Origin of the sequence: Actinoplanes teichomyceticus ATCC 31121 (assembly GCF_003711105.1) — a bacterium.
Classification (GTDB): Bacteria; Actinomycetota; Actinomycetes; order Mycobacteriales; family Micromonosporaceae; genus Actinoplanes; species Actinoplanes teichomyceticus.
This window is the reverse complement of the sequence record NZ_CP023865.1, coordinates 6,235,874-6,258,618: the sequence shown is the minus strand read 5'-3', so window position 1 is coordinate 6,258,618 and position 22,745 is coordinate 6,235,874. Positions and strand designations below refer to the sequence as shown.

20 protein-coding genes are annotated in these 22,745 nt (G+C 72.5%); 15 read left to right on the top strand and 5 right to left on the bottom strand.

All coding sequences use genetic code 11. The annotated features are described in order from the left end of the window. Positions 1-421: 421 nt before the first annotated feature. Both ACTEI_RS37420 and ACTEI_RS27445 read right to left on the bottom strand, forming a co-directional pair. On the bottom strand, positions 422-919 hold the full coding sequence (locus ACTEI_RS37420; protein WP_164466134.1) for a hypothetical protein: 498 nt from the start codon (positions 917-919) through the stop codon (positions 422-424). Between the two features lie 308 nt (positions 920-1,227). Beyond that, entirely contained in the window at positions 1,228-1,944 is a 717-nt protein-coding gene (locus ACTEI_RS27445) for an aminoglycoside phosphotransferase family protein (RefSeq protein WP_122980302.1), read from the bottom strand. 472 nt (positions 1,945-2,416) lie between these two features. Between ACTEI_RS27445 and ACTEI_RS27440 the strand changes: the two genes are divergently transcribed. From ACTEI_RS27440 to ACTEI_RS27430, 3 genes are all read left to right on the top strand, one after another. Next, entirely contained in the window at positions 2,417-2,854 is a 438-nt protein-coding gene (locus tag ACTEI_RS27440) for a hypothetical protein (protein WP_122982441.1), read from the top strand. 4 nt (positions 2,855-2,858) lie between these two features. Continuing rightward, positions 2,859-3,194, top strand: coding sequence for a hypothetical protein (locus ACTEI_RS27435; protein ID WP_149100700.1), 336 nt, complete (start codon positions 2,859-2,861; stop codon positions 3,192-3,194). 127 nt (positions 3,195-3,321) lie between these two features. Then, a complete protein-coding gene (locus ACTEI_RS27430; protein ID WP_122980300.1) occupies positions 3,322-4,068 on the top strand; it encodes an alpha/beta hydrolase in 747 nt (248 codons plus the stop codon). A 170-nt stretch (positions 4,069-4,238) separates the two neighbouring features. On the opposite strand, the gene ACTEI_RS27425 is transcribed toward ACTEI_RS27430, so the two are convergent. After that, positions 4,239-5,144, bottom strand: a complete 906-nt coding sequence (locus ACTEI_RS27425) for a proteasome assembly chaperone family protein (RefSeq protein ID WP_122980299.1) — start codon at positions 5,142-5,144, stop codon at positions 4,239-4,241. A 261-nt stretch (positions 5,145-5,405) separates the two neighbouring features. On the opposite strand from ACTEI_RS27425, the gene ACTEI_RS27420 reads away from it, so the two are divergent. The 5 genes from ACTEI_RS27420 to ACTEI_RS27400 are packed head-to-tail and all read left to right on the top strand — an operon-like array spanning position 5,406 to position 9,495. Then, positions 5,406-6,086, top strand: a complete 681-nt coding sequence (locus tag ACTEI_RS27420; RefSeq protein WP_239082346.1) for an EcsC family protein — start codon at positions 5,406-5,408, stop codon at positions 6,084-6,086. Positions 6,087-6,118: 32 nt separating this feature from the next. Next, positions 6,119-6,709: a fibronectin type III domain-containing protein gene (locus ACTEI_RS27415; RefSeq protein ID WP_145830970.1), complete on the top strand. Its 591-nt coding sequence runs from the start codon at positions 6,119-6,121 to the stop codon at positions 6,707-6,709. Between the two features lie 37 nt (positions 6,710-6,746). Next, positions 6,747-8,324 (top strand): Na+/H+ antiporter, encoded by a 1,578-nt coding sequence (locus tag ACTEI_RS27410; protein ID WP_122980296.1) that lies wholly within the window; start codon positions 6,747-6,749, stop codon positions 8,322-8,324. After that, positions 8,321-8,584 (top strand): UBP-type zinc finger domain-containing protein, encoded by a 264-nt coding sequence (locus ACTEI_RS27405; protein WP_122980295.1) that lies wholly within the window; start codon positions 8,321-8,323, stop codon positions 8,582-8,584. The genes ACTEI_RS27410 and ACTEI_RS27405 overlap by 4 nt, the downstream gene beginning before the upstream one ends. After that, positions 8,581-9,495: a ketopantoate reductase family protein gene (locus ACTEI_RS27400; RefSeq protein WP_122980294.1), complete on the top strand. Its 915-nt coding sequence runs from the start codon at positions 8,581-8,583 to the stop codon at positions 9,493-9,495. The genes ACTEI_RS27405 and ACTEI_RS27400 overlap by 4 nt, the downstream gene beginning before the upstream one ends. On the opposite strand, the gene ACTEI_RS27395 is transcribed toward ACTEI_RS27400, so the two are convergent. Both ACTEI_RS27395 and ACTEI_RS27390 read right to left on the bottom strand, forming a co-directional pair. Then, positions 9,468-10,736 (bottom strand): glycosyltransferase family 4 protein, encoded by a 1,269-nt coding sequence (locus ACTEI_RS27395; protein ID WP_122980293.1) that lies wholly within the window; start codon positions 10,734-10,736, stop codon positions 9,468-9,470. The two genes, ACTEI_RS27400 and ACTEI_RS27395, sit on opposite strands and share 28 nt — an antisense overlap. A gap of 40 nt (positions 10,737-10,776) precedes the next feature. Further along, complete coding sequence (locus tag ACTEI_RS27390) at positions 10,777-12,594, bottom strand: glycogen debranching enzyme N-terminal domain-containing protein (RefSeq protein WP_239082347.1); 1,818 nt, start codon at positions 12,592-12,594, stop codon at positions 10,777-10,779. A 201-nt stretch (positions 12,595-12,795) separates the two neighbouring features. Between ACTEI_RS27390 and glgX the strand changes: the two genes are divergently transcribed. From glgX to ACTEI_RS27355, 7 genes are all read left to right on the top strand, one after another. After that, the gene (glgX, locus tag ACTEI_RS27385) at positions 12,796-14,907 is read left to right on the top strand and encodes a glycogen debranching protein GlgX (RefSeq protein WP_122980291.1); all 2,112 of its coding nucleotides are present in this window, start codon (positions 12,796-12,798) and stop codon (positions 14,905-14,907) included. Next, positions 14,907-17,219 (top strand): malto-oligosyltrehalose synthase, encoded by a 2,313-nt coding sequence (gene treY, locus ACTEI_RS27380; RefSeq protein ID WP_122980290.1) that lies wholly within the window; start codon positions 14,907-14,909, stop codon positions 17,217-17,219. Before glgX ends, treY begins: the two co-directional genes overlap by 1 nt. Beyond that, positions 17,216-18,949 carry a malto-oligosyltrehalose trehalohydrolase gene (gene treZ / locus ACTEI_RS27375; protein ID WP_122980289.1) on the top strand — a complete coding sequence of 578 codons (1,734 nt, stop codon included), beginning with the start codon at positions 17,216-17,218 and terminating at the stop codon, positions 18,947-18,949. The genes treY and treZ overlap by 4 nt, the downstream gene beginning before the upstream one ends. 165 nt (positions 18,950-19,114) lie before the next feature. Continuing rightward, positions 19,115-19,513 (top strand): membrane protein insertion efficiency factor YidD, encoded by a 399-nt coding sequence (yidD, locus tag ACTEI_RS38645; protein ID WP_239082348.1) that lies wholly within the window; start codon positions 19,115-19,117, stop codon positions 19,511-19,513. A 45-nt stretch (positions 19,514-19,558) separates the two neighbouring features. Further along, positions 19,559-20,884 carry a transporter substrate-binding domain-containing protein gene (locus ACTEI_RS27365; RefSeq protein WP_122980288.1) on the top strand — a complete coding sequence of 442 codons (1,326 nt, stop codon included), beginning with the start codon at positions 19,559-19,561 and terminating at the stop codon, positions 20,882-20,884. After that, entirely contained in the window at positions 20,881-21,906 is a 1,026-nt protein-coding gene (locus tag ACTEI_RS27360) for a hypothetical protein (protein ID WP_122980287.1), read from the top strand. Before ACTEI_RS27365 ends, ACTEI_RS27360 begins: the two co-directional genes overlap by 4 nt. Positions 21,907-21,988: 82 nt before the next feature. Beyond that, the gene (locus tag ACTEI_RS27355; RefSeq protein ID WP_122980286.1) at positions 21,989-22,711 is read left to right on the top strand and encodes a PP2C family protein-serine/threonine phosphatase; all 723 of its coding nucleotides are present in this window, start codon (positions 21,989-21,991) and stop codon (positions 22,709-22,711) included. Positions 22,712-22,745 lie beyond the last annotated feature (34 nt).

Below are 22,745 nucleotides of genomic sequence, written 5' to 3'. Positions count from 1 at the left end.
GACGCAGCGCGGCCGGTGATCGTCCCGGACCGGATCGTCATCGGCCACGGCCGGGTGTTCGTGTCGGAGACCTTCGTGCGGGCCTGCGACCGGCTTGGCGTCTCGGTGCAGGCATGTCGGCCGGGAACCCCGACGGGCAACGGTGTCGTCGAGGCCACGGACGCCGCGGGCGAAACCCTGTTGGCGCAGCACCTGGCCGGTTACCCCGGCGGGAACCCGACCATGCGCGGCCGCGACGTGACCGGGGAGTGGACCATCGGCGAGTTGCAGGACCTGCTCGACGAATGGCTGATCCACCCGGATGTCCCCGCTGCGTCGCCCGGCACCCCGGTGGCCCCGTCCGGCGACTGTTCCCGCACCACCGCTACGTCGGCACCCGGCACCGCATCTGGATCGGCCCGCCGGACATCGTCGACCAGCCCTATCCCACCCTCGACAACTGCCCGAGATCGTCGCCGCGCAACGCGCGCACCTGTGGCCGCTGCACCGCCTTGGTCCGGCCGCCGCCTACGACGCCGTCCTCGCCGGCTTCCTCATCTGCGGCCACCGCTGGGACCAAGACGCCCACCACCCCGACGACGCCCGCCTCGACTGGGGCGAGCGAGCCGCCGAGCTCATCCCGCACGGCACCGAGGAGACCACCTTCAGCACCTCCCGGCTGTTCGCCGCGACCTACCCCGAAGCTATCAGGATCGCCGCGTTCATCGGCTCCCTGCACTGGCGCCGCCTCGCCGCCGGCGACCCGCACGGGCGACACCGCTTCGCTGTCGAGATCGGCCGCCGCCTCGGCCACCCCGACTACCAGTTGAAAGCCGCCGAAGACCCGATCGCCCACCTGGATCGACGACGACTGCTGGCGACCACCCGGCCTGCGCCGAACCACCTGCCGCGCCGAACGCGGTTTCGGCGCCCATGCCATCCCCGAGGCCCACCAGCACGGCATCGACCGGCACCGGCGCAGCGCCCGATGGTTCGCCCGCAACCGGTGAGGCGGACGCGGAATCCTCTACCACCGCCACATCGGATCCGTCCTCGCCCGCGACTGCGCACGTCACACGGACCTGTTCATCGGCACCGTCGCAGCAACCACTCTCCCGAGACCCCGGCCACCGCCCCCGGCGACACCACCGAACCCGTCATCGCCGACTACAGGAGACCCGCGGGGGTGAGATCCGACCACGCTGACCTCACTTCACTGAACACTGCCTCGTCCTCGCCCCGGGCCGCCTACTCCAGAGCCGCGAGAAACTGTTCCTTGTTTCGCTCGACAAGCTGCCGATCCGCTGTCGCCCACTCCACGGCCCACTTGGCGTGACTGCGCCGATCCGCCGTATGTTTCGGATCTTGAAGGTTGGCCCGCTCGGTTTCGGCAATCTCGGTCTGGCGGCGCAGAATCGCCCGGACAAGCACGTCACCTTCCACCTCGCCATAGCCATCACGCAGCTCACGAAGGTGGCGGGCCTGCGCCGCCACCGGCACCCGTCCCTGCGACTGAATGCACCACGTCCAGGCCAGATAGCCGAGGTCGTCCAGCCGGTCGCCCGGACGGCAGGAGTCCCAGTCGATGAAGGCGACCGGAAGCCCGGCCTGGAAGATCGTGTTGAATGGCCCGGGATCGCCATGGATGACGCATTCGCGACCCCCGGCCAGTTCATGCGCGGCGGTCGCATCATGCAGACCGCGCAGCATCGTGCCCCCGGCCGCATACGCGCCGGCTGCACGCTGGCTGGGGTGGTCGGTGGTCCGGCCGGGAATGAAGGTGAACACGTCCCGGCCGTGATCATCGACGCCCAGAAAGCGCGGCGCATGTTCATAGCCAACGGTTTCCAGGTAGGTCAGTACCCGGACGGCGAAGCTCGTGCCGTGACTTGTTCGGCGAACCGTCTCACCGACCCGGACCACCTCACGAGTGATATGCCCACCCGCCAGAGGAACCTCGGTCATGACGAAACCCTAGCCAGACACGCCCACCTGGCAAGAGCAACCGCCGGCCCGCAGGCGCCGAACCAGCAATCCAGAAGCTAATTGCGGACAACGCACTCCGCCGGAGTCCGGACATACCCGGTGAGTCGCTGGTCAGCGTCTTGTCCTCCACAACCTGGAGCCGGCCGCGACATGGGGTGTCGCTTCCGCGCGAATCCTGCGAGTGTCCGGGTGGGTCTGCCAGTGATCTTGCGAGCCGTCCGGAACGGGTGGCGGGTCACCGGTACGCGCCGAGCCGGGCGCCGAACCGCATCGATCAGGAGCGGGGGTACCGTTCGATCCTGAGCAGCTGGTGCCGGTGCGTCCGGCGCCGGAGTAGGTGCCTCGAAGCCTGGCACCGCGGAACAGGCCCGGACGGCGTCTCGCTGATGCCCCGGCCTGCTCCGCGCGACCGGTCAGGATGCTGGTGGCCGGCTCATGGAAGACTCGCCAGATGTCCTCAAGTGTTCCGCGTACCGTCAAGGCGATCGACACCGCGGAGCTATTGCGCCTCGACGAGGAGGCACGGGAGCGTGGATTCAACCGGCACCACGGACCGGGATGGTTGGCCACGAACGCGGCGCCATCGGCGCTCCACCATCTGTACCCGGTGGTGGTCCATACCGCCGGGCGGCGGCCCGAGTTCTCGCCTCACTGGCGTTGCGCGCTGCTCCTGAAGCTCCACGACGGTCATGAGGTCTTCTCGTTGCTGGATGTCTGGCCACCGTCGTTCGAGCGGCTGCCGGAAACCCTGGACGCGGGGACGAAGTCGGCCATCTCGCATCGGCTGACGCGGGGAAACCTGCCGACTCAGGCTCAGTGGGTCGCTTCCCGTGCTGACGACGATGGCGAACGACCGCGACAGCCGGGCGGACAGCGGACGGCGGGGTGATCAGGTGTCCGACTTCGGGATCACCGGCTACCGGCCCGATGGCTTCAGGGGCCCGATCCAGTCGTCGCCACTCACGGTCGTCGCCCTGCCGGGCCCGTCGGCCGCGCCTCGCATCACGTCCGGCCGCTCCGGGCCGAGCCGGCCGAGCGGCTCGAAGGGTTCCGGGCAGGTACCGCGCCTGGCGGAGATCCTCGAATACGCCGGCGCGACCGTGGCCGACGGCAGCATCGCCCTCGGTTTCGCCTCGCGGCGGGGGCACTTGACGATCTGCAACGCGCTCGATGAGAACGGCCTGTTCTCCGACCCACCAAGCCGGGACTGGCGCGAACACGTCCCGTGAACCCGGCCGCCAGCCGCCGCGGACCGGTCGCCCACGTCAGGGCGAGTAGCGAGGGGGCGGGAGTCCGGTCGTCCACGACACGGGACACTCGCCGGATCCGTGCGCCCGGGTGCCGCAGAATGGCGTCGTGGCCCTGATCCGGTGTGACTTCGACTCCGAGGCGCTGGAATTGCGTACCGCGATGACCGTGATTCTGCCCGACCGGGACACCGGCGCCCCGCCGCCGGTGCTCTACCTGCTGCACGGCCTGACCGACGACCACACGGCGTGGAGCCGGTTCACCGCGGTGGAGCGGTACGCCGCCGGGCACCATCTCGCCGTGGTCATGCCGCAGGTGCACCGCAGCTTCTACGCCAACGAGGCGTACGGGATGCGTTTCTGGGACTTCCTCTCGGCCGAGCTGCCGGAGACGGTGAAGCAGTTCTTCCGGGTCTCCGGGCGGCGCGAGGAGACGTACGTCGCCGGCCTGTCGATGGGCGGCTACGGCGCGATGAAGTGGGCGCTGCGCGAGCCGGAGCGGTTCGCGGCGGCGGCGACGCTGTCCGGGGCGCTCGACCTGGCGTACATCCAGGAGCACGACCGCAGGCCGCACATGCGTGCCCTGGTCGCACGGGTGTTCGGCGACCGGGTGGTGGCCGGCGGTGACGAGGACCTGATGCATCTGCTGCGGGAGGCCGACCCGCGCCGCCTGCCCCGGCTGATGCTGCGCTGCGGGACCGAGGACGATCTGCTGGCGCAGAACCGGCGCTTCGTCGCCGCGTGCCGCGCCAACGGCGTCGAACTCAACGCGCGGTTCGGCCCCGGAGAGCACGCCTGGGAGTACTGGGACGAGCAGCTGCCGGCCGTCATCGACTTCCTGCTGGAGAAGAGCTAGGCGCCGGCGGCCGCGGAAGGGCCGGCCGCGGAGAAACGGGGTCGCCGGCTGCGGGAAGGGCCGGCCGGGGCGAACGGGGTCGCCGGCCGCGAAACAGCCGGCCGCCGGCGGCTGCAAGGCCGAGCCGGCCGCCGGCGGCTCGATCGAACTGGCCGGCGGCTCGGCGGAGGCTAACCGTCGTCGCGGGTCTGCTCGGCGAGGAAGCGTTCCAGCTCGGCGCCGAGCTCCTCGGCGGTCGGCAGCTGCGAGTCGGTCTCCACCAGCAGGTTGTTCTGCCGGCCGCGCAGGAACGCGTCGTACTGCGCCTCCAGCGAGGCGACCAGCCGGGTGGCCTGCTCGTCCTCGGCGATCTGCTTGTCCACCTCCTCGCGGACCAGCTTGGCCGACTCGCGCAGGGTCCCGGTGGGCAGCGCGAGCCCGGTGCTGCCGGAGACCGAGTCGAGCAGCAGCTCGGCGGCGGCCGGGTAGCCGGTCTGGGCCAGGTAATGCGGAACGTGGGCGGCGTATCCGAGCGCGTCGTGGCCGCTGCGCCCGAGCCGGAACTCGAGCAGGTTGCCGACGCTGGCCGGCACCTGCACCCGCTGCAACCAGGATTCGTGGTCGCCGAGCAGGCGCTTGTCGGTGGCGTGCGCGGTGAGGCTGACCGGCCGGGTGTGCGGCACGGCCATCGGGATGGCGTTCAGGCCGACGGTGAGCCGGACGCCGAGTTTCTCGATGAGCTCGGTGACCGCCGCGATGAAGCGCTCCCACTGCAGGTCCGGTTCCGGGCCGGTGAGCAGCAGGAACGGCGTGCCGAGCTGGTCGCGTACCAGGTGCAGGGCGAGCACCGGGTCCTCGTAGCTCTCGAAGTGGTCGGCCACGAAGATCATCGGAGGGCGGCGGGACCGGTAGTCGAGAAGCTGGTCCAGGTCGAAGGTCGCGACGACCTCGCTCTCCAGGTTCTCCAAGAGGCTTTCCCGGGCGAGCTGGATCGCGCTGCCCGCGTCGACGAACCCGGTCAGCGCCTGGACGAGCACCGGGCCGTCCAGGACCGGCAGCTCACCGGCCACGTCGTAGAGCCCGTGTGGGTCGAGCACGCTGCGGACCTCCTCGAAGACATCGCCCGCTCGCGCGGGCTTTCCGCTGGCAACAGCCCGGCCGGGGACTTCATTCCGGCCACGGTGCCATGTTCAGAATCATTACGTACGACCATCGCCCGATACGCGAGTGTTGTTGGATCCTGCCGGATTCCCGCCGCTGTGACGGTGCACACGAAAAGCCCGCCGGCCCGGGCAACCCACGTGCGCCGGGACGCCACTATGGGGGTGGATCGCCGTCTCGCCCCTCGGGAGTGATCGTTGAGCCAACACCCGGTACCGGTTCCCCCGTCCACCGACGACCCCTCCACCCCGCCCGGCACACTGTGGTCGCGCATGAAGGCCGACCCGCAGTATGCCCCGGAGCACCTCGCCCTGGAGGCCGTCCGCCGCCTCGGCCCGGAAGCGGCCGCCTGGGCCGCGCAGATCCGTGCCGAGCGCCCCGGGATCACCCCGGACGAGCTGGCCGCCCTGGCCGTCAAGCACTTCACCACCCTGGCGCGCCTCTCCGGCGCGGTCTCCGGCGCCGCCGGCCTGCCCGGCGCGATCCTCGACGTCGGCGTGCTGGCCTGGACCCAGGCCCGGATGGTGCTGCACATCGCCGCGGCGTACGACGCCGACCCGGCCGCCCCGGACCGCGCCACCGACCTGCTGGTGCTGCAGCGGGTGCACCGGCTGGCGGAGACCGCGCGGACCGCGCTGGGCGTGGCCGCCGGCCGGGAACGCGCCAGCCGCATCTTCACCGGCGCCGGCGGCGGCCCGCTCGGCGGCGCGCTGCTCAAGCTGAGCCTGAGGCTGGCCCAGATGGCCGGGGTGCGCGCGGCCCGCAAGATGGTCGCCAAGGTGGTCCCGGGCGCCGGGGTGGTGCTGGGCACCTGGGTCAACTCGGCCGCCACCAGGGACCTGGCCCGGCGCGCCGGCGAGCATTACCGGAAGCCCTAAGGACTCCGCGGGCCCGCCCGAATCTGAAGGACGTGCCCGGGATCGGAAAAGCCTCCGCCGTCGTCCTGCCCATGCTCGCCGGCTCGCTGCTGCTGGCCGCTTGCGCGTCCAGCGCGACCGCGCAGGCCGAGCCGAGCCCGTCCGGCACCGGCTGGCTGCTGATGGCCACCGGCAGCGTCGCGCCGTCGCCGACGGTCAGCTTCGCGCCGCGGGTCCGGGCGGCCGACGCCACGCTGCCGCCGACCGCCTCGGCCCCGGCCACCCCGACGCCCAGCGGCAGTGCCTGCGAGAGCTCCGGGTTCCGCGGCGGCGCGATCGACGGGCTGACCGTCACCCCCGGCCGCACCAGCGCCGTCGTCAAGTGGTTCCACCCGCAGGACGCGAACCTGGTGCAGTACCGGATCATCGCGGTCAGCCAGGACCTGGTGTCCGGCCCGCAGCCGGAGACGCCGGGGTGGATCACGGTCACGCCGGGCCGCTGCGGCTGGATGACCGCCACGGTCAGCGGGCTCACCGCCGGTACGCCGTACGTCTTCTCCGTCGACGGGGTGTGGACCCGCCGCGGGATGGACGGCACCTACGCGCGCACCGTGGCGCGCTCGGGCGTGGTCAGTACCACCTGACCGTCCGGCGGGCGGCGGCCCAATAAGCTTGCCGGCCATGGAGAGCATCGTCGACACGGTCGTACTGGTGGCGATCGCGGTCGTCGGCGCGGCACTGGCCCGCCGGCTGGGTTTCGTCGCCCCACTGGTTCTGCTGGTGGCCGGGCTCGGGCTGTCCTACGTTCCGGGCTTCCCGGAAGCGCACCTGGAACCGGAGCTGGTGCTGATCGGCATCCTGCCGCCGCTGCTCTACGTGGCCGCCCTGCAGACGTCGGTGCCGGCGTTCCGCCATGCGTTGCGGCCGATCCTGCTGCTGGCCGTCGGGCTGGTGCTGCTCACCGCGTTCGTGGTGGGTTTCGCCGTACATTGGCTGGTCCCGCAGGCGCCGCTGGCGGCGTGCGTCGCGCTGGGCGCGATCGTCGCGCCGCCGGACGCCGTCTCCGCGACCGCGATCGCGCGGCGCGTCGGCCTGCCCCGCCGGGTGGTCACCATCCTGGAGGGCGAGAGCCTGCTCAACGACGCCACCGCGCTGGTGGTGGTGCGGGTGTCGGTGGGCGCGCTGTCCGGGGTCGCGGCCGGGTTCGGCGAGATCGCCGGGCAGGTGGCGCTGAAGGCCGGCGGTGGCCTGGTGATCGGCGCGATCGCCGCGGTGGGCGCGGCCAAGCTGCACCGGCGGATCGAGGACCCGCTGCTGGACGACGCGGTGTCGCTGCTCACCCCGTTCGTGGTGGTGATCGTCGCCGAGGAACTGGGCGCCTCCAGCGTGGTGGCGGTGGTGATCGCCGGCCTCTACCTCGGACACCGGATCCCGTACCTGCTGTCGGCCACCTCCCGGCTGCAGATGGACGCGGTCTGGCGGCTCACCACGTTCCTCCTTGAGGGAGTGGTGTTCCTGCTGGTCGGGTTGCAGCTGCGGGCGGTCGTGGAGAGCATCGAGACGGACATGTCCACCACGGTGCGGGTGACCTCGCTGGTCTTCGGCGCCCTGGTGCTGGTCCGGTTCCTGTGGATGTACCCGGCCACCTACCTGGCCCGGCTGATCCCGCGGATCCGCAACCGGGAGGACCGCCCCCCGGTCACCGTGCCGACCGTGATCGCCTGGGCCGGGATGCGCGGCGTGGTCACCCTGGCCGCCGCGCAGACGCTGCCCGTGCCGGACCCGGCGAAGGACGTGCCGGACTACCCGCGCGAGCTGTTCGTCTTCGTCGCCTTCGCGATCATCGTGCTCACCCTGCTGGTGCAGGGCACCACCCTGCCCACCCTGGCCAGGCGGCTCGGGGTGCGCGAGGACACCAGCGCCCAGGACGCGCTGGCCGAGGCCGGGGTGCAGCACGCGGCCGGCCGGGCCGCGCTGGAGGCGCTCGACGAGCACGCCGACGGCGCGCCGGCCTCGGTGGTGGACCGGCTGCGCGCGCTGGTCGAGAGCCGGTCCAACAACGCGTGGGAACGGCTCGGCAGCCAGCGGCAGGAGACCCCCTCGGCGGCGTACGGCCGGCTGCGGCGCGAGATGATCAGAGCCGAGCGGCACGTCTTCAAGATCGCCCGGAACGAGGGGCGCATCCCGGAGGAGGTGCTGGTCCGCGCCCAGCGCGAGCTCGACCTGGAAGAATCCCAGCTGCGACGGAGTGAACAGTGAGCTGCCAGCATCTCGAGGTGTCCGGCGAGCCGGCCCCGCAGAGCGCCTACGCCGACGGCTGCCCGCAGTGCGTGGCCGGCGGTTTCGACGACTGGGTCCATTTGCGGCTGTGTCTCAGCTGCGGCCTGGTCGCCTGCTGCGACTCGTCGCCGCGCCGGCACATGTCCGCGCACCACGAGGCGTCCGACCACCCGGTGATGCGTTCGTTCGAACCGGGCGAGACGTGGCGCTGGTGCTTCGCCGACGAGCAGCTGGGATGAGGATCCTCGTCGTCGGGGCCGGGGCCACCGGAGGGTATTTCGGCGGGCGGCTGGCGGCGGCCGGCCGGGACGTGACGTTCCTGGTCCGCGCGGGGCGGGCGGCCCGGCTCGCCGAGCGCGGGCTGCGGATCGAGGCCCCGGGCGGGCGGACGCGCCTGACGCCGCGGACCATCACCACCGTCGACGGTGCGTACGACCTGATCGTCGTCGCGGTGAAGAGTTACGCCCTGGACGAGGTGATCGCCGCGCTGGGCGCGGCGGTCGGGCCGGGCACGGTGGTCGTGCCGCTGCTGAACGGGATGCGTCATGTGGAAACGCTGACCGCCGCGTTCGGGGCCGGGCACGTCTGGGGCGGGCTCTGCATGATCCACGCCACCCTGAACGGGGACGGCGACGTGGTGCAGATGACCGAGCTGCACCGGCTCGCCTTCGGCCCGCTCGACGGCGGGCCCGACGGCCGGCTGGACGCGGTCGCCGGGGCGCTCGCCGGCGCCGGGTTCGACTCGCGGCCGTCCCGGCACATCGTCGCGGGCATGTGGGAGAAGTGGTTGCTGCTGGCCACCCTCGGGGCGATGACCACCCTGATGCGCGGCCCGGTCGGGGCGATCAACGCCGCCCCCGGCGGGCGCGAGTTCGGGCGGGCGGTCGCCGGCGAGGCGGTCGCGGTGGCCACCGCGGCCGGTCATCCGCCCCGGTCCGCCGCTCGCCAGACGCTGGACGAGGCGATCGGCACCGGCGAGCCGACCACCTCGTCGATGTACCGGGATCTGCGGGCCGGCCTGCCGGTGGAGGCGGACGCGATCGTCGGGGACCTGGTCGCCGAGGGGCGCCGGCACGGGGTGGCGACGCCGCTGCTGTCCGCGGCGTACACCGGGTTGTGCGTCTACGAGGCGGCCCGCACCGCCCGCTGACCGAGATCGAGCAGTGGCCCGCGCCGGCCGCTGAGCAGCCGCTCGGTTCCGGTGTCCGGCAGGGCGGCGGGAGCCGGGAGGACGCCGCGGTACACCGCGGCGGTGTGCGCGGCGATCGCCGGCCAGTGGTACTCCTCGCGCACCCGCACCCGGGCCTGCCGGGCCAGCGCCCGGGCGTATTCCAGGTCGCCGAGCACGCTGCCCACCGCCTCGGCCAGCGCGTCCGGCTCACCGGGCGCGAACCGCACGCCGGTCACCCCGTGCTCGACGATCTCGGCGAGCCCACCGGTCGACGACACCGCCACCGGGGTTCCGGCCGCGGCCGCCTCCAGGGCCACCATCCCGAACGGCTCGTAGATGCTCGGCACCACGTAGCAGTCCGAGGCGGCCATCAGCGCGGTCAGGTCGTGGCCGGTCAGGAAGCCCGCGAAGGTCACGCCGGGCCCGGCGAGCCCGGCCAGCTCCGCCCGGTACGGCCCGTCCCCGGCGATCACCACCCGCAGCCCGGGGAAGCGGTCCCGCAGCCGCGGCGCCGCCGCGAGCAGGTGCTGCACGCCCTTCTCGTAGACCAGCCGGCCGGCGAAGCTGATCAGCGGCCCGTCCGGCCCGGCGTGCTCGGCGCGCGCCGCCGCCACCGCCCGCGGCCGGGCCCGCCAGCGCAGCGCGTCCACCCCGTTGCGGACCACCTCGGTACGCTCCGCCGGCACCCCGAACAGCCGGGTCACCTCGCCGCGCATGTACTGCGAGCAGACGATCACCCGAGCCGCCTCGGCGCACAGCCAGCGCTCGATGTCGTCGATGGTCCGGTTGTGCGCGGCCGGCAGCCAGCCCTGGTGCCGCCCGGACTCGGTGGCGTGCACGGTGGCCACCAGCGGGACGTCCAGGTGGTCGCGCAGGGTCACCGCGGCGTGCGCGGCCAGCCAGTCGTGCGCGTGCACCACGTCGTAGCGCCGGCCCCGGGCGGCGCGCAGGGCGGCCCGGGTGAGCGTGTGGTTGAAGGCCATCGCCCAGGGCAGCAGGTCGCCACCGGTCACCTCGAAGGCCGGCGGGTCGTCCGGGGCGCGGATCACCCGTACGCCCTCGGTGTGCTCCTCCAGCAGCGCCCCCGGCGCGTGCCGGGTCACCACGGTCACCTCGTGCCCGGCGGCGGCGAGCGCTCCGGCCAGCGCGTGCACGTGCCGGCCCAGGCCACCGACCAGCAGCGGCGGGTACTCCCAGGAGAGCATCAGGATCCGGCTCATCGGCCCGGTCCCGTGCCGCGGCGCCGCCCGGTGCTGTCGGTCATGGTGAGTACCTCGTCTCCGCTCGTAGCGTCTCGGCGACCGCGCGGGCGTCGAACGGCCGGCCGGCCGGGCGGTGCGGCGCGTCGCCGTGCGCGGCCTCCCCGATCGAGCCGACGCCGCACTCGGCCAGGTGCGCGGCGAGAGCGTCGAGCAGCCCGTCGACCGGCCGCCCGGTGGCCGCGCAGGCGTCGATGTACGGCCCGATCAGCCACGGCCGGACCAGCCCCTGCTCCGGGCCGGCGCCGTCGTAGCCGTACTCGCTGGGCGCGAGGGTGCGCAGGCCGAGCGGGGTGAGCAGGGCCTCGCCGGCGGCCCGCACCGCGGTCGCGGGGCCGCCCCGCATCGGCGCGTGCGGCAGGGACCAGCCGAACAGCTGGTACGGCCGCAGTGTCGGATCGTCGTGCTGGGCGCCCGCCCCCAGCGGGTACGCCGCCGCGGGCCCCTCGACCACGTCGTGCAGCCATCCCTCGGGCGCCGGGAAGCGCCGCCGGAACGACTCCCGGGCCCGGGCGTGCCGGTCCCGCGGCCCGGAGCCGTCCCGGCCGCCCTCGGCCAGCAGGTCGGCGAGCGCGGCGAGCGCGTTCACCCACAGCGCGTTGATCTCCACCAGCTTCCCGCTGAGCTGGCCACGGACGCCCGGCGCGCCGCCCAGCGCGAGCAGCCCGTCGGCGGGGTCCAGGACGAGCGGGCCGGCGCCGTTCAGCGACCGGCGCAGCACCCGGCCGAGCGGCCCGGCCAGCTCGCGGGCCAGGTCGCTGTCCCCGGTCCGGGTGACGTGCCGGTCCACCGCGTGCACCAGCCAGAACGGCGCGTGCACGTCGTCCGCGGCGGGCCGGCCGGCCACGGCGCGCAGCAGCTCGCGGCCCTCCGGTGCCCGTCCGGTGTCGAGGAACAGGCCCTCGTAGGCGGCGAGCGAGCCGGGGTGGCCGGACCACGGGTAGCCGTCGGCGATCACCGGCCGGTCCGCCACCCGGATCACGAACGTGTCGGCGGCCAGGGTCAGGGTTCCGGCGTACCCCTCGGCCTTGGCGGCGGTGACCAGCCGGTGCGCGCGCTCGCGCGCGGCGGCCAGGACCACCGGCGGCGCCGGCGGCCGGTCGGCGAGGCGCCCGGCCCACGCCGAGATCTCCAGGGTCTCGCCGGGTCCGGCCTGCCGGCCGAAGGCGCCGGCCAGCCAGAGGTCCTCGACCTGGCCGCCGGCGCGGGCGCCCAGGTGCCACTGCCCGACCGGCTGCCAGCCGGGCCCGGCCAGCCGGTACGCCCCCTCGACGAGCACCCCGTCGGCGACCCGCTCGATGCGCAGCCGGGGGCCGTCCGCGCGTCGCGTGCCGCCCGCCGTGCGCCAGGTGCACATCGCGGCGACGCTCAGCCCGACCGGGGCGGGCGCGCTGACCACCCGGTGCACGACGGCCAGCGACGGCTCGCCGTGCCGCAGCGCGAGCTCGCGTTCGATCACCACGTCGCCGATCCGCCAGCGCCAGCGCGGCAGCCCGCCGGCGAGGGTGAAGGCCTCCAGCAGGCGGTGGCCGGACGGGTCCAGGGCCCCGGACTCCCACGCATGGGTGTACAGCGGGACCTTCGTTCCTGTGTGAAGCGTCACGGTCAGGTCGAGCGACGCCAGCGCGACGTGCGGGCCGAGCTCCGGTTCGGCGACGGTCAGCAGCGCGTGCTCCGGGCGGGTCCGCAGGCCGCTCACGGTGCCCGCGGCCCAGCCGCCGAGGCCGTCGGCGACCAGCCATTCCCGGCCCGCTCCGGCGTCCGGCGCGGGGACGCCGCACACCTGCGGCCCGAAGGTCAGGGGATCAATCCGCGGCACGTCGCCTCTATGCTCGTGGTGGAACACGCTAAACCCCCGTATGGGGACAAATAAGCGCCTAACCGGACAGTCGGGCCGACGGTATCAGTCCTCTCCGCGAGAATGTCCCAAGACGCGGCCGCACAGGTTTGACGATCTCGCGGCTGGGCATGATCCGCGGGCCGGTCGCGACGGACCGTGGGCCGAGGGGAGCGCAACAACATGCAGGTCTGGCCTGGTCACCGGTACCCGCTGGGGGCCACCTACGACGGGACGGGCACCAACTTCGCGATCTTCTCCGAGGTGGCCGAGGCGGTCGAGCTCTGCCTCTTCGACGCCGCCGGCAACGAGCGGAAGGTGCTGCTGCACGAGCAGGACGCGTTCGTCTGGCACGCGTACCTGCCCGGCGTCGAGCCAGGTCAGCGGTACGGCTACCGGGTCTACGGGCCCTACGAGCCGCACCGCGGACTCCGCTGCAACCCGCACAAGCTGCTGCTGGACCCGTACGCCCGGGCGGTCGACTCGGACATCGACTGGCACCCGTCGCTGTACGCGTACGACTTCGACAACCCGGACCAGATGTCGGACCTGGACTCCGCGCCCTACATGCCCAAGGGCGTGGTGGTGAACCCGTACTTCGACTGGGGCAACGACCGGCGGCCGGACATCCCGTACCACCACTCGGTGATCTACGAGACCCACGTCAAGGGGCTCACCCAGCGGCACCCGGAGATCCCCCGGGACATGCGCGGGAGCTACTCGGCGATCGGGCACCCGGCGATCATCGAGCACCTCAAGAGCCTGGGCGTGACCGCGGTCGAGCTGATGCCGGTGCACCAGTTCGTCCACGACAACCGGCTGCACGACCTGGGCCTGCGCAACTACTGGGGTTACAACACGCTGGGCTTCTTCGCGCCGTACCACGGGTACTCGTCGACCGGCACGCTCGGCCAGCAGACCCAGGAGTTCCGCGGCATGGTGAAGGCGCTGCACGCGGCCGGGATGGAGGTCATCCTGGACGTGGTCTACAACCACACCGCGGAGGGCAACCACCTCGGGCCCACGCTGAGCCTCAAGGGCATCGACAACCGGACGTACTACCGGCTCGTCGACGACCAGCCGCAGTTCTACATGGACTACACCGGCACCGGGAACAGCCTCAACGTGCGCAGCCCGCAGAGCCTCCAGCTGATCATGGATTCGCTGCGCTACTGGGTCACCGAGATGCACGTGGACGGTTTCCGCTTCGATCTGGCCTCCACGCTGGCCCGGGAGTTCTACGACGTGGACCGGCTCTCCACCTTCTTCGAGGTGGTCCAGCAGGACCCGATCGTCGGCCAGGTCAAGCTGATCGCCGAGCCGTGGGACGTCGGCCCGGGCGGGTACCAGGTCGGCAACTTCCCGCCCAACTGGACCGAGTGGAACGGCAAGTACCGGGACACGGTCCGCGACTTCTGGCGCGGCGAGCCGGCCACCCTGGCCGAGTTCGCCAGCCGGATCACCGGCTCCGCCGACCTCTACCAGGACGACGGCCGCAAGCCGTTCCACTCGATCAACTTCGTCACCGCGCACGACGGGTTCACGCTCAACGACCTGGTCAGCTACAACGACAAGCACAACGAGGCCAACGGCGAGGAGAACCGGGACGGCGAGAGCCACAACCGGTCCTGGAACTGCGGCATCGAGGGCCCGACCACCGACGAGAAGGTGCTGCAGCTGCGCGCCAAGCAGCGCCGCAACTTCCTGGCCACGCTGATGCTCAGCCAGGGCGTGCCGATGATCTCGCACGGTGACGAGATGGGCCGTACCCAGCAGGGCAACAACAACGCGTACTGCCAGGACACCGAGCTGAGCTGGATCGACTGGGAGAACGCCGACGAGCAGCTGCTGGAGTTCGCCCGGAAGCTGACCGCGTTCCGGCACCGGCACCAGGTCTTCCAGCGCCGGCGTTTCTTCACCGGCCTGCCGGTGACCGCGCGCGGCGGCGGGGACCCGCTGCCGGACCTGGAGTGGTTCACCCCGGACGGCCGGCAGATGGCCGGCGACGACTGGGGCAACGACTTCGGCCGGGCGGTCGCGCTGTTCGTCAACGGCGAGGGCATCCGCGAGCGCGGCCAGTACGGCCAGCGCCACGTGGACAGCTCCTTCCTGCTCTTCTTCAACGCGCACGACGCGCCCCTGGAGTTCGCCACGCCTCCCGCGGAGTACGGGGAGAAGTGGGAGAAGGTCATCGAAACCGCCGAGCCGTCCCCAGATAGCCCGACGGTCGTGGAGGCCGGGCACAAGATCTGGGTGCCGGACCGGTCCCTCATCGTGCTGGACAGGACGGTCTGATGCCCACATCCAACCACCCCGCCGCCGCCCAGGATCGGACGAGGAACCGTCCGTCCAGTACCTACCGGGTTCAGGTCCGCCCCGACTTCGGCCTCAAGGCCACCGCCGAGCTCGCCGACTACCTGGCCGATCTCGGGGTCAGCCACCTCTACTCGGCGCCGCTGCTGAGCGCGGTCCCCGGCTCCGAGCACGGCTACGACGTGGCCGACCACACCCGGATCAACCCGGAGCTGGGCGGCGCGGACGGCCTGCGCGCCCTGTCGCAGGCCCTGCAGACGGCCGGGCTGGGCCTGGTCCTGGACATCGTGCCGAACCACGCCGGGGTGGCCCTCCCGCAGCACAACCCCACCTGGTGGGACGTGCTCAAGCACGGGCCGGCGTCGAGCTACGCGAAGTACTACGACATCGACTGGTCACGCGGGCGGCTGCTGCTGCCGGTGCTGGCCGACCAGCCGGACGCGCTCGACGAGCTGACCGTCGAGGGCGACGAGCTGGTCTACTACGACAAGCGGTACCCGATCGCGGACGGCACCGGCGGCGGTTCGGCCCGTGAGGTGCACGACCGGCAGCACTACGAGCTGGTGAACTGGACCCGTGGCGACAGCGAGCTGAACTACCGGCGGTTCTTCGGGATCGTCGACCTGGCCGCGCTGCGGGTCGAGGACCCGGAGGTGTTCGACGCCACCCACGCCGAGATCCTGCGCTGGGTGCGCGAGGGCGTGGTGGACGGCCTCCGGATCGATCACCCGGACGGGCTGCGCGACCCGGGCGGCTACCTGCAGCGGCTGCGTGACGCGGCGCCGGACGCGTGGCTGGTGGTGGAGAAGATCCTGGAGCCGGGGGAGCAGCTGCCGCGCTGGCCGGTCGCCGGGACCACCGGGTACGACGCGATGGCCGAGGTCTGCGGGGCGTTCGTGGACGCGGCCACCGAGCCGTTCTTCGACACGCTGGACCGCTACCTGACCGGGGAGACCCGGTCCTACCAGGACCTGGTGCACGAGACCAAGTACGCGATGGCCACCCGGGTGCTCGCCGCCGAGCTGGGGCGGCTGGCCCGCCTGGTGCCGGAGATCGAGGCCGCGCCCCGGGGGCTCGCCGAGCTGGCCGCCTGCTTCCCGGTCTACCGCTCCTACCTGCCGGCCGGGTCCCGGCATCTGGCGCAGGCCCGCGCCGAGGCCGGTCGTCGGCGTCCGCAACTGATCAGCGTGCTGGACCGGCTGACCGGCCGGCTGCGCAACCCGGACGACGAGCTGGCGATCCGCTTCCAGCAGTTCACCGGCGCGGTGATGGCCAAGGGGGTCGAGGACACCGCGTTCTACCGGTGGACCCGGTTCGCCGCCCGCAACGAGGTGGGCAACGACCCCACCCGGTTCGGCGTCATCCTCGACGAGTTCCACGAGGCCGCGGCGGCCCGCCAGCACGACTGGCCGGACGCGATGACGTCGCTGACCACCCACGACACCAAGCGCAGCGAGGACGTCCGGGCCCGGCTGGCGGTGCTGTCCGAGGTGCCCGGCGACTGGACCGAGGTGGTGCGCCGCTGGGTCCGGGTCGCTCCGCTCCCGGACCCGTCGCTGGCCCATCTGATCTGGCAGGTCGCGGTCGGTGCGTGGCCGATCTCCCGGGAGCGACTGTTCGGGTACGCCCTGAAGGCCGCCCGGGAGGCCGGCGTGGCGACCACCTGGACGCGGCCGGACGAGGCCTTCGAGAGCGCGCTGCGGGACATGATCGACAAGATCTACGACGACCCGGCGCTGCACCGCGAGGTGTCCGACTTCGCCGCTTCGATCACGCCGCCCGGCTGGTCCAACTCGCTGGGCCAGAAGCTGGTGCAGCTGACCATGCCCGGGGTGCCGGACGTCTACCAGGGCACCGAGCTGTGGGACTACTCGCTGGTCGACCCGGACAACCGGCGGCCGGTCGACTTCGCCGCCCGGCGCGCGATGCTCAGCCGCCTGGACGAGGGCTGGCAGCCCCCGGTCGACGAGACCGGCGCGGCGAAGCTGCTGGTGGTCAGCCGTACGCTGCGGCTGCTGCGGCAGCGCCCGGAGCTGTTCCAGACCTACCGGCCGGTCTACGCCGAGGGGCGGGTGGGCGAGCACGTGCTGGCCTTCGACCGTGGCGGTGTCGTGGTGGTCACCACCCGGCTCCCGGTCGGATTGTCACGTCACGGCGGGTGGCACGACACTACGCTGTCACTCGACGGACACAGTTGGACGGAAGTGTTCACCAATGCCAGCTACGGTGGCAATCGCCTGGCCGTCGCCGAGTTGCTCCACACCTATCCCGTCGCGCTTCTGGTGAAAGAATGACAACCTTCGAGGTATGGGCGCCGGAGAAGGCCCCCAAGCTGCGCCTTGGTGACCAAGACCGGGTGATGGAGCAGGGCGACGGCGGCTGGTGGCGCCTCGACGTCCCGTCCGCGGGTCCCGGCACCGACTACGCCTACGTCCTGCCCGGCGTCGACAACCCGGTGCCCGACCCCCGCTCGGCCTGGCAGCCGCAGGGCGTGCACGGGCCCAGCCGGGTCTACGACCACACCGCGTTCGGCTGGACCGACCAGGCGTGGACCGGCCGGCAACTGGCCGGCTCGGTGCTCTACGAGCTGCACATCGGCACGTTCACCCCGCAGGGCACCTTCGACGCGGCGATCGAGCGTCTGGACCACCTCGTCGAGCTCGGTGTCGACCTGGTCGAGCTGCTGCCGGTCAACGCGTTCAACGGCGAGTACAACTGGGGTTACGACGGGGTCTGCTGGTTCGCGCCGCACGAGGCGTACGGCGGACCGGACGGCCTGAAGCGGTTCGTCGACGCCGCGCACAACCGGGGCCTCGGCGTGGTGCTCGACGTGGTCTACAACCACTTCGGCCCGAGCGGGGCGTACGCCCCGATGTTCGCGCCGTACCTCAGCTCCGGCAGCAACACCTGGGGCAGCTCGCTGAACCTGGACGGGCCGGACTCCGGGGAGGTGCGCCGCTACATCGCCGACAGCGTGCTGATGTGGCTGCGCGACTACCACGTCGACGCTCTGCGGCTGGACGCCGTGCACGCGTTGCACGACGAGGGCGCGGTGCACCTGCTGGAGCAGCTCGCGGTCGAGGTGGAGTCGCTGTCCGCCGCGCTGAACCGGCCGCTGTCGCTGATCGCCGAGTCGGACCTCAACGACCCGAAGCTGATCACCCCGCGCGAGGCCGGTGGGTACGGCCTGCACGCGCAGTGGGACGACGACATCCACCACGCGCTGCATGCCACGCTGACCGGGGAGCGGCAGGGCTACTACGGCGACTTCGGCTCGCTGGACTGCCTGCGTACCGTGCTGGAGGGCGCGTTCTTCCACGCCGGGACCCACTCGTCGTTCCGCGGCCGCCGGCACGGCCGCCCGGTCGACCGGCAGCGCACCGCCGGGCACCGCTTCGTCGCGTTCCTGCAGAACCACGACCAGATCGGCAACCGGGCGGTCGGCGACCGGCTCACCGCCACCCTCTCGCCCGGCCTGCTGAAGGTCGGGGCCACCCTGCTGCTCACCTCGCCGTTCACCCCGATGCTGTTCATGGGGGAGGAGTGGGCGGCGAGCAGCCCGTGGCAGTTCTTCACCAGCCATCCGGAGCCGGAGCTGGCCGCCGCCGTGCAGAACGGCCGGCGCAGCGAGTTCGCCCGGCACGGCTGGGCCGAGGCCGAGGTGCCCGACCCGCAGGACCCGGCCACCTTTCAGCGCTCCAAGCTGGACTGGGCGGAGCGCGACAAGCCCGGGCACGCCGAGATGTTGCAGCTGTACCAGCGGCTGATCAGGCTGCGCCGGGAGGTTCCGGACCTGACCGACCCGTGGCTGTCGCAGGTCGAGGTCTGGCACGGCGACCAGTTCATCGTGATCCGGCGGGGCCGGCACGCGGTCGCGGCGAACCTGGCGGCCGTGCCGCAGACGGTGAGCCTGCGCGCGGTGCCGTCGGCGGTGCTGCTGGCGACCGCCGAGGGCGTGGTGCTCGAGCGCGACCGGGTGGTGCTGCCCGGGGAGAGCGCGGTGGTGGTCCGCACCTCGCGGTGATCGCCGGGGGCGCGGGCGGGACCGGGCCGGCGCGCCGGGTGGCTCGCCGGCCGGTGGACCCGGGGCTGGGGCTGCGAAGCCTGGAGACGGGACGGGTGGGTCGTACCCTCCAGATTTTGATCTTGAGGGGTGTCGTGGCTTGCCGCGGTCCGGCACGATGTGCCGGTGGAAGATCATCCTGAGCATCCGGAACAGCCCGAGGATCCGGAGAAGAAGGAGCGCTGGTACGACAAGTGCGACCGGGGCTGCGACTGCGACCCCGGCTGCTGCAATCCCGGCTGTGACCTGTTCCGGCTCAGCACGCTGCTGACCCTGGTCGCGCTGCTCGGGCACCGGGCGCGTCCCGCGCGCCCCGCCGAGCGGGCGGTCACCGCGGCGATCCGCGGCTATCGCAAGGTCTCCCCGAAACTGCCCACCCGGTGCCGGTACCAGCCGACATGCAGCGCCTACGCGCTGGCGGCGATCGACCGGCACGGCCTCGGCAAGGGGCTGCGGCTGGCCGCGGCCCGGCTGCGCCGGTGCGGTCCCCGGGTCCCGTTCGGCACCGGGGATCCCGTTCCGTGACGTGGTGATGGCACCATGACCCGACCGGGTGAGTGGGGAGGGCCGATGACCGACGGTGCCACGGACGTGCCGGGCGGTGACGCCCCGCGTCCGGAAGTGAATACTGCCGGCGGGACTCCCGCCGCCGCACGCGCCGACGCCGGCCGGATTCCCGGCGCCGCCGCGGGACCGCGGGCCGATACCGCCGACGGCGCTCCGCGGGCGCAGCGGGACGCCTTGCGGGGTGGCGCGCTGCTCGGCGGCGCCCTGCGCGGCGACCTCCCGCCGCAGTTGCGCCGGGTCTGGCCGCTGCGCCGGCGCACGGTGGAGGACATCGCCGCCCGGGACATCGCCGTGCACGAGGCCGTCGACGAGGGACGGCTGCCGCCGGCCGAGCCGGAGCCGCTGCCGCTCGCCGAGCCGGAGGCGCTTCCCGATCCGCCGGAGCGGTTCAACATGGCCGCGTTCCGGCTGGCCGGCCTCGGGCTCGCGCTGGTGCTGGCGTTCGGCCTGACCGTGGTGCGCCTGCTCGTGGGCGGGCCGCCGTCGCTGGCCGACCTGCGCGCCCAGTCCGGTGTCGACAGCTGGCCGGTGCTCACCGTCGGCGTCAAGGACGACCAGTACGGCACCGCCTACTACGACCCGGACACGAAGATCTGGTCCGGCTTCGACATCGACATCGCCTACATGATCGCCGAGGACCTCGGGTTCCGCCGCGACCAGGTGCGGTTCTACGGCATGGAGTCCGAGGACCGGGCCCGGATGCAGGCCACCGACGAGAAGGGTGGCCGGGTACCGGTCAAGATGGTGATCGCCAGCTACAGCATCACCGACGAGCGCGAGGCGATGGCCGGGGTGACCTTCTCCCAGGGTTACCTCTACACCGAGCAGTCGGTGATCACGCTGAAGGGCCACCGGCCGGTCTCCGCGCTGGAGGACCTGCGCGGCCGGAACGTCTGCACGCTGTCCACCGCGACCAGCGAAGCGGCGCCGGCCAGCGTGCACGCCGAGCTGTTCCGCCAGAACCGGGTCCGGGAGTGCTTCGCGATGCTCGACCGGCACCAGGTCGAGGCGGTCAGCACCGACGCGGCCATCCTCGCCGGGTGGAAGGCGAGGTTCCCGGACCGCTACGAGCACTGGGATCTCGGCCTGGACCCGACCGAGGTGTGGGGGGTCAACGTGGGTGAGAACCCGGCGCTGAAGAAGCTGGTCGACATCACGCTCTACCGCTCCTACAAGGATCCGCGCGACGACCGGTGGGAACGGGCGTACCGGAACAATCTTCAGGTCGAGGTGGCGGCGAACCGGAAAGCCCCGATCGCGGTCGCGGAACAACCGCGGGTGGTGCGGCCGGACGTACGCGAACTGCCGTGGGAGGACCTCCTGGAATGAGCGACCTCTTCGTCAAGGGTCCGGTGATCGCGCCGCGACGGCGGCGCGCGCAGCTGAACTGGCTGTTCACCGTCCTGCCCGCGTTCCCGCTGATGCTGCTCGTACTGCGGCTGTGGTACCTGAGCCGCCAGGACCTGCCGACCATGCTGCTGCTGGTGCAGTACATCAACCCGCTCGGCATGATCAGCGCGCTGTTCATCACGCTGAGCTGGGCGATCCCGGCGGTGATCCTGACTCTGCGGGTCCTCGGCGGCATCCTGCTGGTGAGCGACCCGGGCGCCGCCGGCCGTTCGCCGATCGCGGTCGGCGCGCTGCGGATGCCGGACTGGGTGGTGCTGATCGCCATCATGATCGCCGCCTTCACCTGGCAGCTGCGCCTGCTGCCCACCCTGCAGATGCTCATCGTCGCGGTGCTCGGGCTGACCGCGGTGCAGCGGCTGCGCGCCGACCCGTGGCTGATGCGCTGGATCATGCTGGGCGTGCCGATCCTCGCCGGGGCGCTCACCTGGATCTTCGTGTGGCCGGGGGTGGCGGCCGCGGTACGCGGCGGAGAGTACGGCACCGCGCTCATGCTCGGCGCGCCGCCGCTGCTCGGCCCGCTGCTCACCGGCCCGGTCCCGGCCCGCTGGGCCCGGCTGGTCACGCACTGGCCGGCGGTCGGCGCCGCCCTGGCCCTGCCCATCGTGGTCGGCGTGGTCTTCCTGCGCGCGCCGGTGCTGCCCAGCAGCGCGGTCGAGGTGGGCCCGGAGGGCGGCCCGGTCCGGGAGGTGGTCCGCGGGCAGCTGATCGCCGTCGACGACACCTCCACGACCGTGCTGCGGCCCACCGGCGAGGTCACCTTCATCGCCAACGGCGAGGTGCGCTCCAAGACGCTGTGCCCGGAACCGGAGAGCCCGCCGGAGAGCGCCGTGGCGGTCCGCGGCTGGGCGGCCGAGCGGTCGGTACTGGAGTGGATCGCGCCGACACGCAAGGTGACCGAAATTGATCCTAGGTGCCTCGGTCGGCCGCGTGGCCGGGCCTGACGGTATTTTCTTCCCACGACATGTGCGACATGCCGTCCACCACGTGCAGACAGCCAGCCATCGACCTGGCAGGCTGCACGCCATGACCTTGCACCTGCGGTGGGCGGCCGTCACCGACCAAGGACACGTCCGGAGCAACAACGAGGACTGTCACTACGCCGGTGATCGGCTTCTCGTCGTCGCGGACGGCATGGGCGGCATGGCCGCCGGCGATCTGGCCAGCCGGATCACCGTGGAGTCCATGGTCTCGCTCGACGCGCCGATCGACACCGAACATCAGATGGACGCGCTGCACAAGGCGCTGGAAGTGGCAAACCGGAGGATCGCCGAGACGGTGGCCGCCGACCCCTCGCTCCAGGGAATGGGCACCACGCTGACGGCGGTGCTCTTCAACGGGGAGCGGGCGGCGATGGCCCACGTCGGGGACTCCCGGGCGTACCTGCTGCGGGACGGACGGCTCAACCAGCTCACCAAGGACGACACGTACGTCCAGATGCTGGTCGACCAGGGCCTGATCAAACCCGAGGAGGCGGCCGGGCACCCGCGCCGGGCGGTCGTCACCCGGGTCCTGCAGGGCGAGCCGGTGAGCCCGGCGTACGTCATCGTCGAACCCCAGGCCGGCGACCGGTGGCTGCTCTGCAGCGACGGACTCACCGGAGTGGTCAACGATGCGACCATCGAAGAAGAGATGCGTATCGTTCCCGACCCCAAGGCCTGCGCGGAGCGGCTCGTCGATCTGGCGCTGCGCGGCGGGGGACCGGACAACGTCACGGTGGTGATCGCCGACGTGACCGACGGGAACTGAGCCGGTATTTTCATCCGGCCGCGGGTCAGGCCCG

What these genes read in the sequence shown, in the direction of transcription:
- ACTEI_RS27355 (WP_122980286.1), top strand. Translation starts at nt 21,989, where the DNA reads ATGACCTTGCACCTGCGGTGGGCGGCCGTCACCGACCAAGGACACGTC.
- glgX (WP_122980291.1), top strand. Translation starts at nt 12,796, where the DNA reads ATGCAGGTCTGGCCTGGTCACCGGTACCCGCTGGGGGCCACCTACGAC.
- ACTEI_RS27365 (WP_122980288.1), top strand. Translation starts at nt 19,559, where the DNA reads ATGACCGACGGTGCCACGGACGTGCCGGGCGGTGACGCCCCGCGTCCG.
- ACTEI_RS27445 (WP_122980302.1), bottom strand. Translation starts at nt 1,944, where the DNA reads ATGACCGAGGTTCCTCTGGCGGGTGGGCATATCACTCGTGAGGTGGTC.
- ACTEI_RS27395 (WP_122980293.1), bottom strand. Translation starts at nt 10,736, where the DNA reads ATGAGCCGGATCCTGATGCTCTCCTGGGAGTACCCGCCGCTGCTGGTC.
- ACTEI_RS27400 (WP_122980294.1), top strand. Translation starts at nt 8,581, where the DNA reads ATGAGGATCCTCGTCGTCGGGGCCGGGGCCACCGGAGGGTATTTCGGC.
- treY (WP_122980290.1), top strand. Translation starts at nt 14,907, where the DNA reads ATGCCCACATCCAACCACCCCGCCGCCGCCCAGGATCGGACGAGGAAC.
- ACTEI_RS27440 (WP_122982441.1), top strand. Translation starts at nt 2,417, where the DNA reads ATGTCCTCAAGTGTTCCGCGTACCGTCAAGGCGATCGACACCGCGGAG.
- treZ (WP_122980289.1), top strand. Translation starts at nt 17,216, where the DNA reads ATGACAACCTTCGAGGTATGGGCGCCGGAGAAGGCCCCCAAGCTGCGC.
- ACTEI_RS27410 (WP_122980296.1), top strand. Translation starts at nt 6,747, where the DNA reads ATGGAGAGCATCGTCGACACGGTCGTACTGGTGGCGATCGCGGTCGTC.
- ACTEI_RS27360 (WP_122980287.1), top strand. Translation starts at nt 20,881, where the DNA reads ATGAGCGACCTCTTCGTCAAGGGTCCGGTGATCGCGCCGCGACGGCGG.
- ACTEI_RS37420 (WP_164466134.1), bottom strand. Translation starts at nt 919, where the DNA reads ATGGCATGGGCGCCGAAACCGCGTTCGGCGCGGCAGGTGGTTCGGCGC.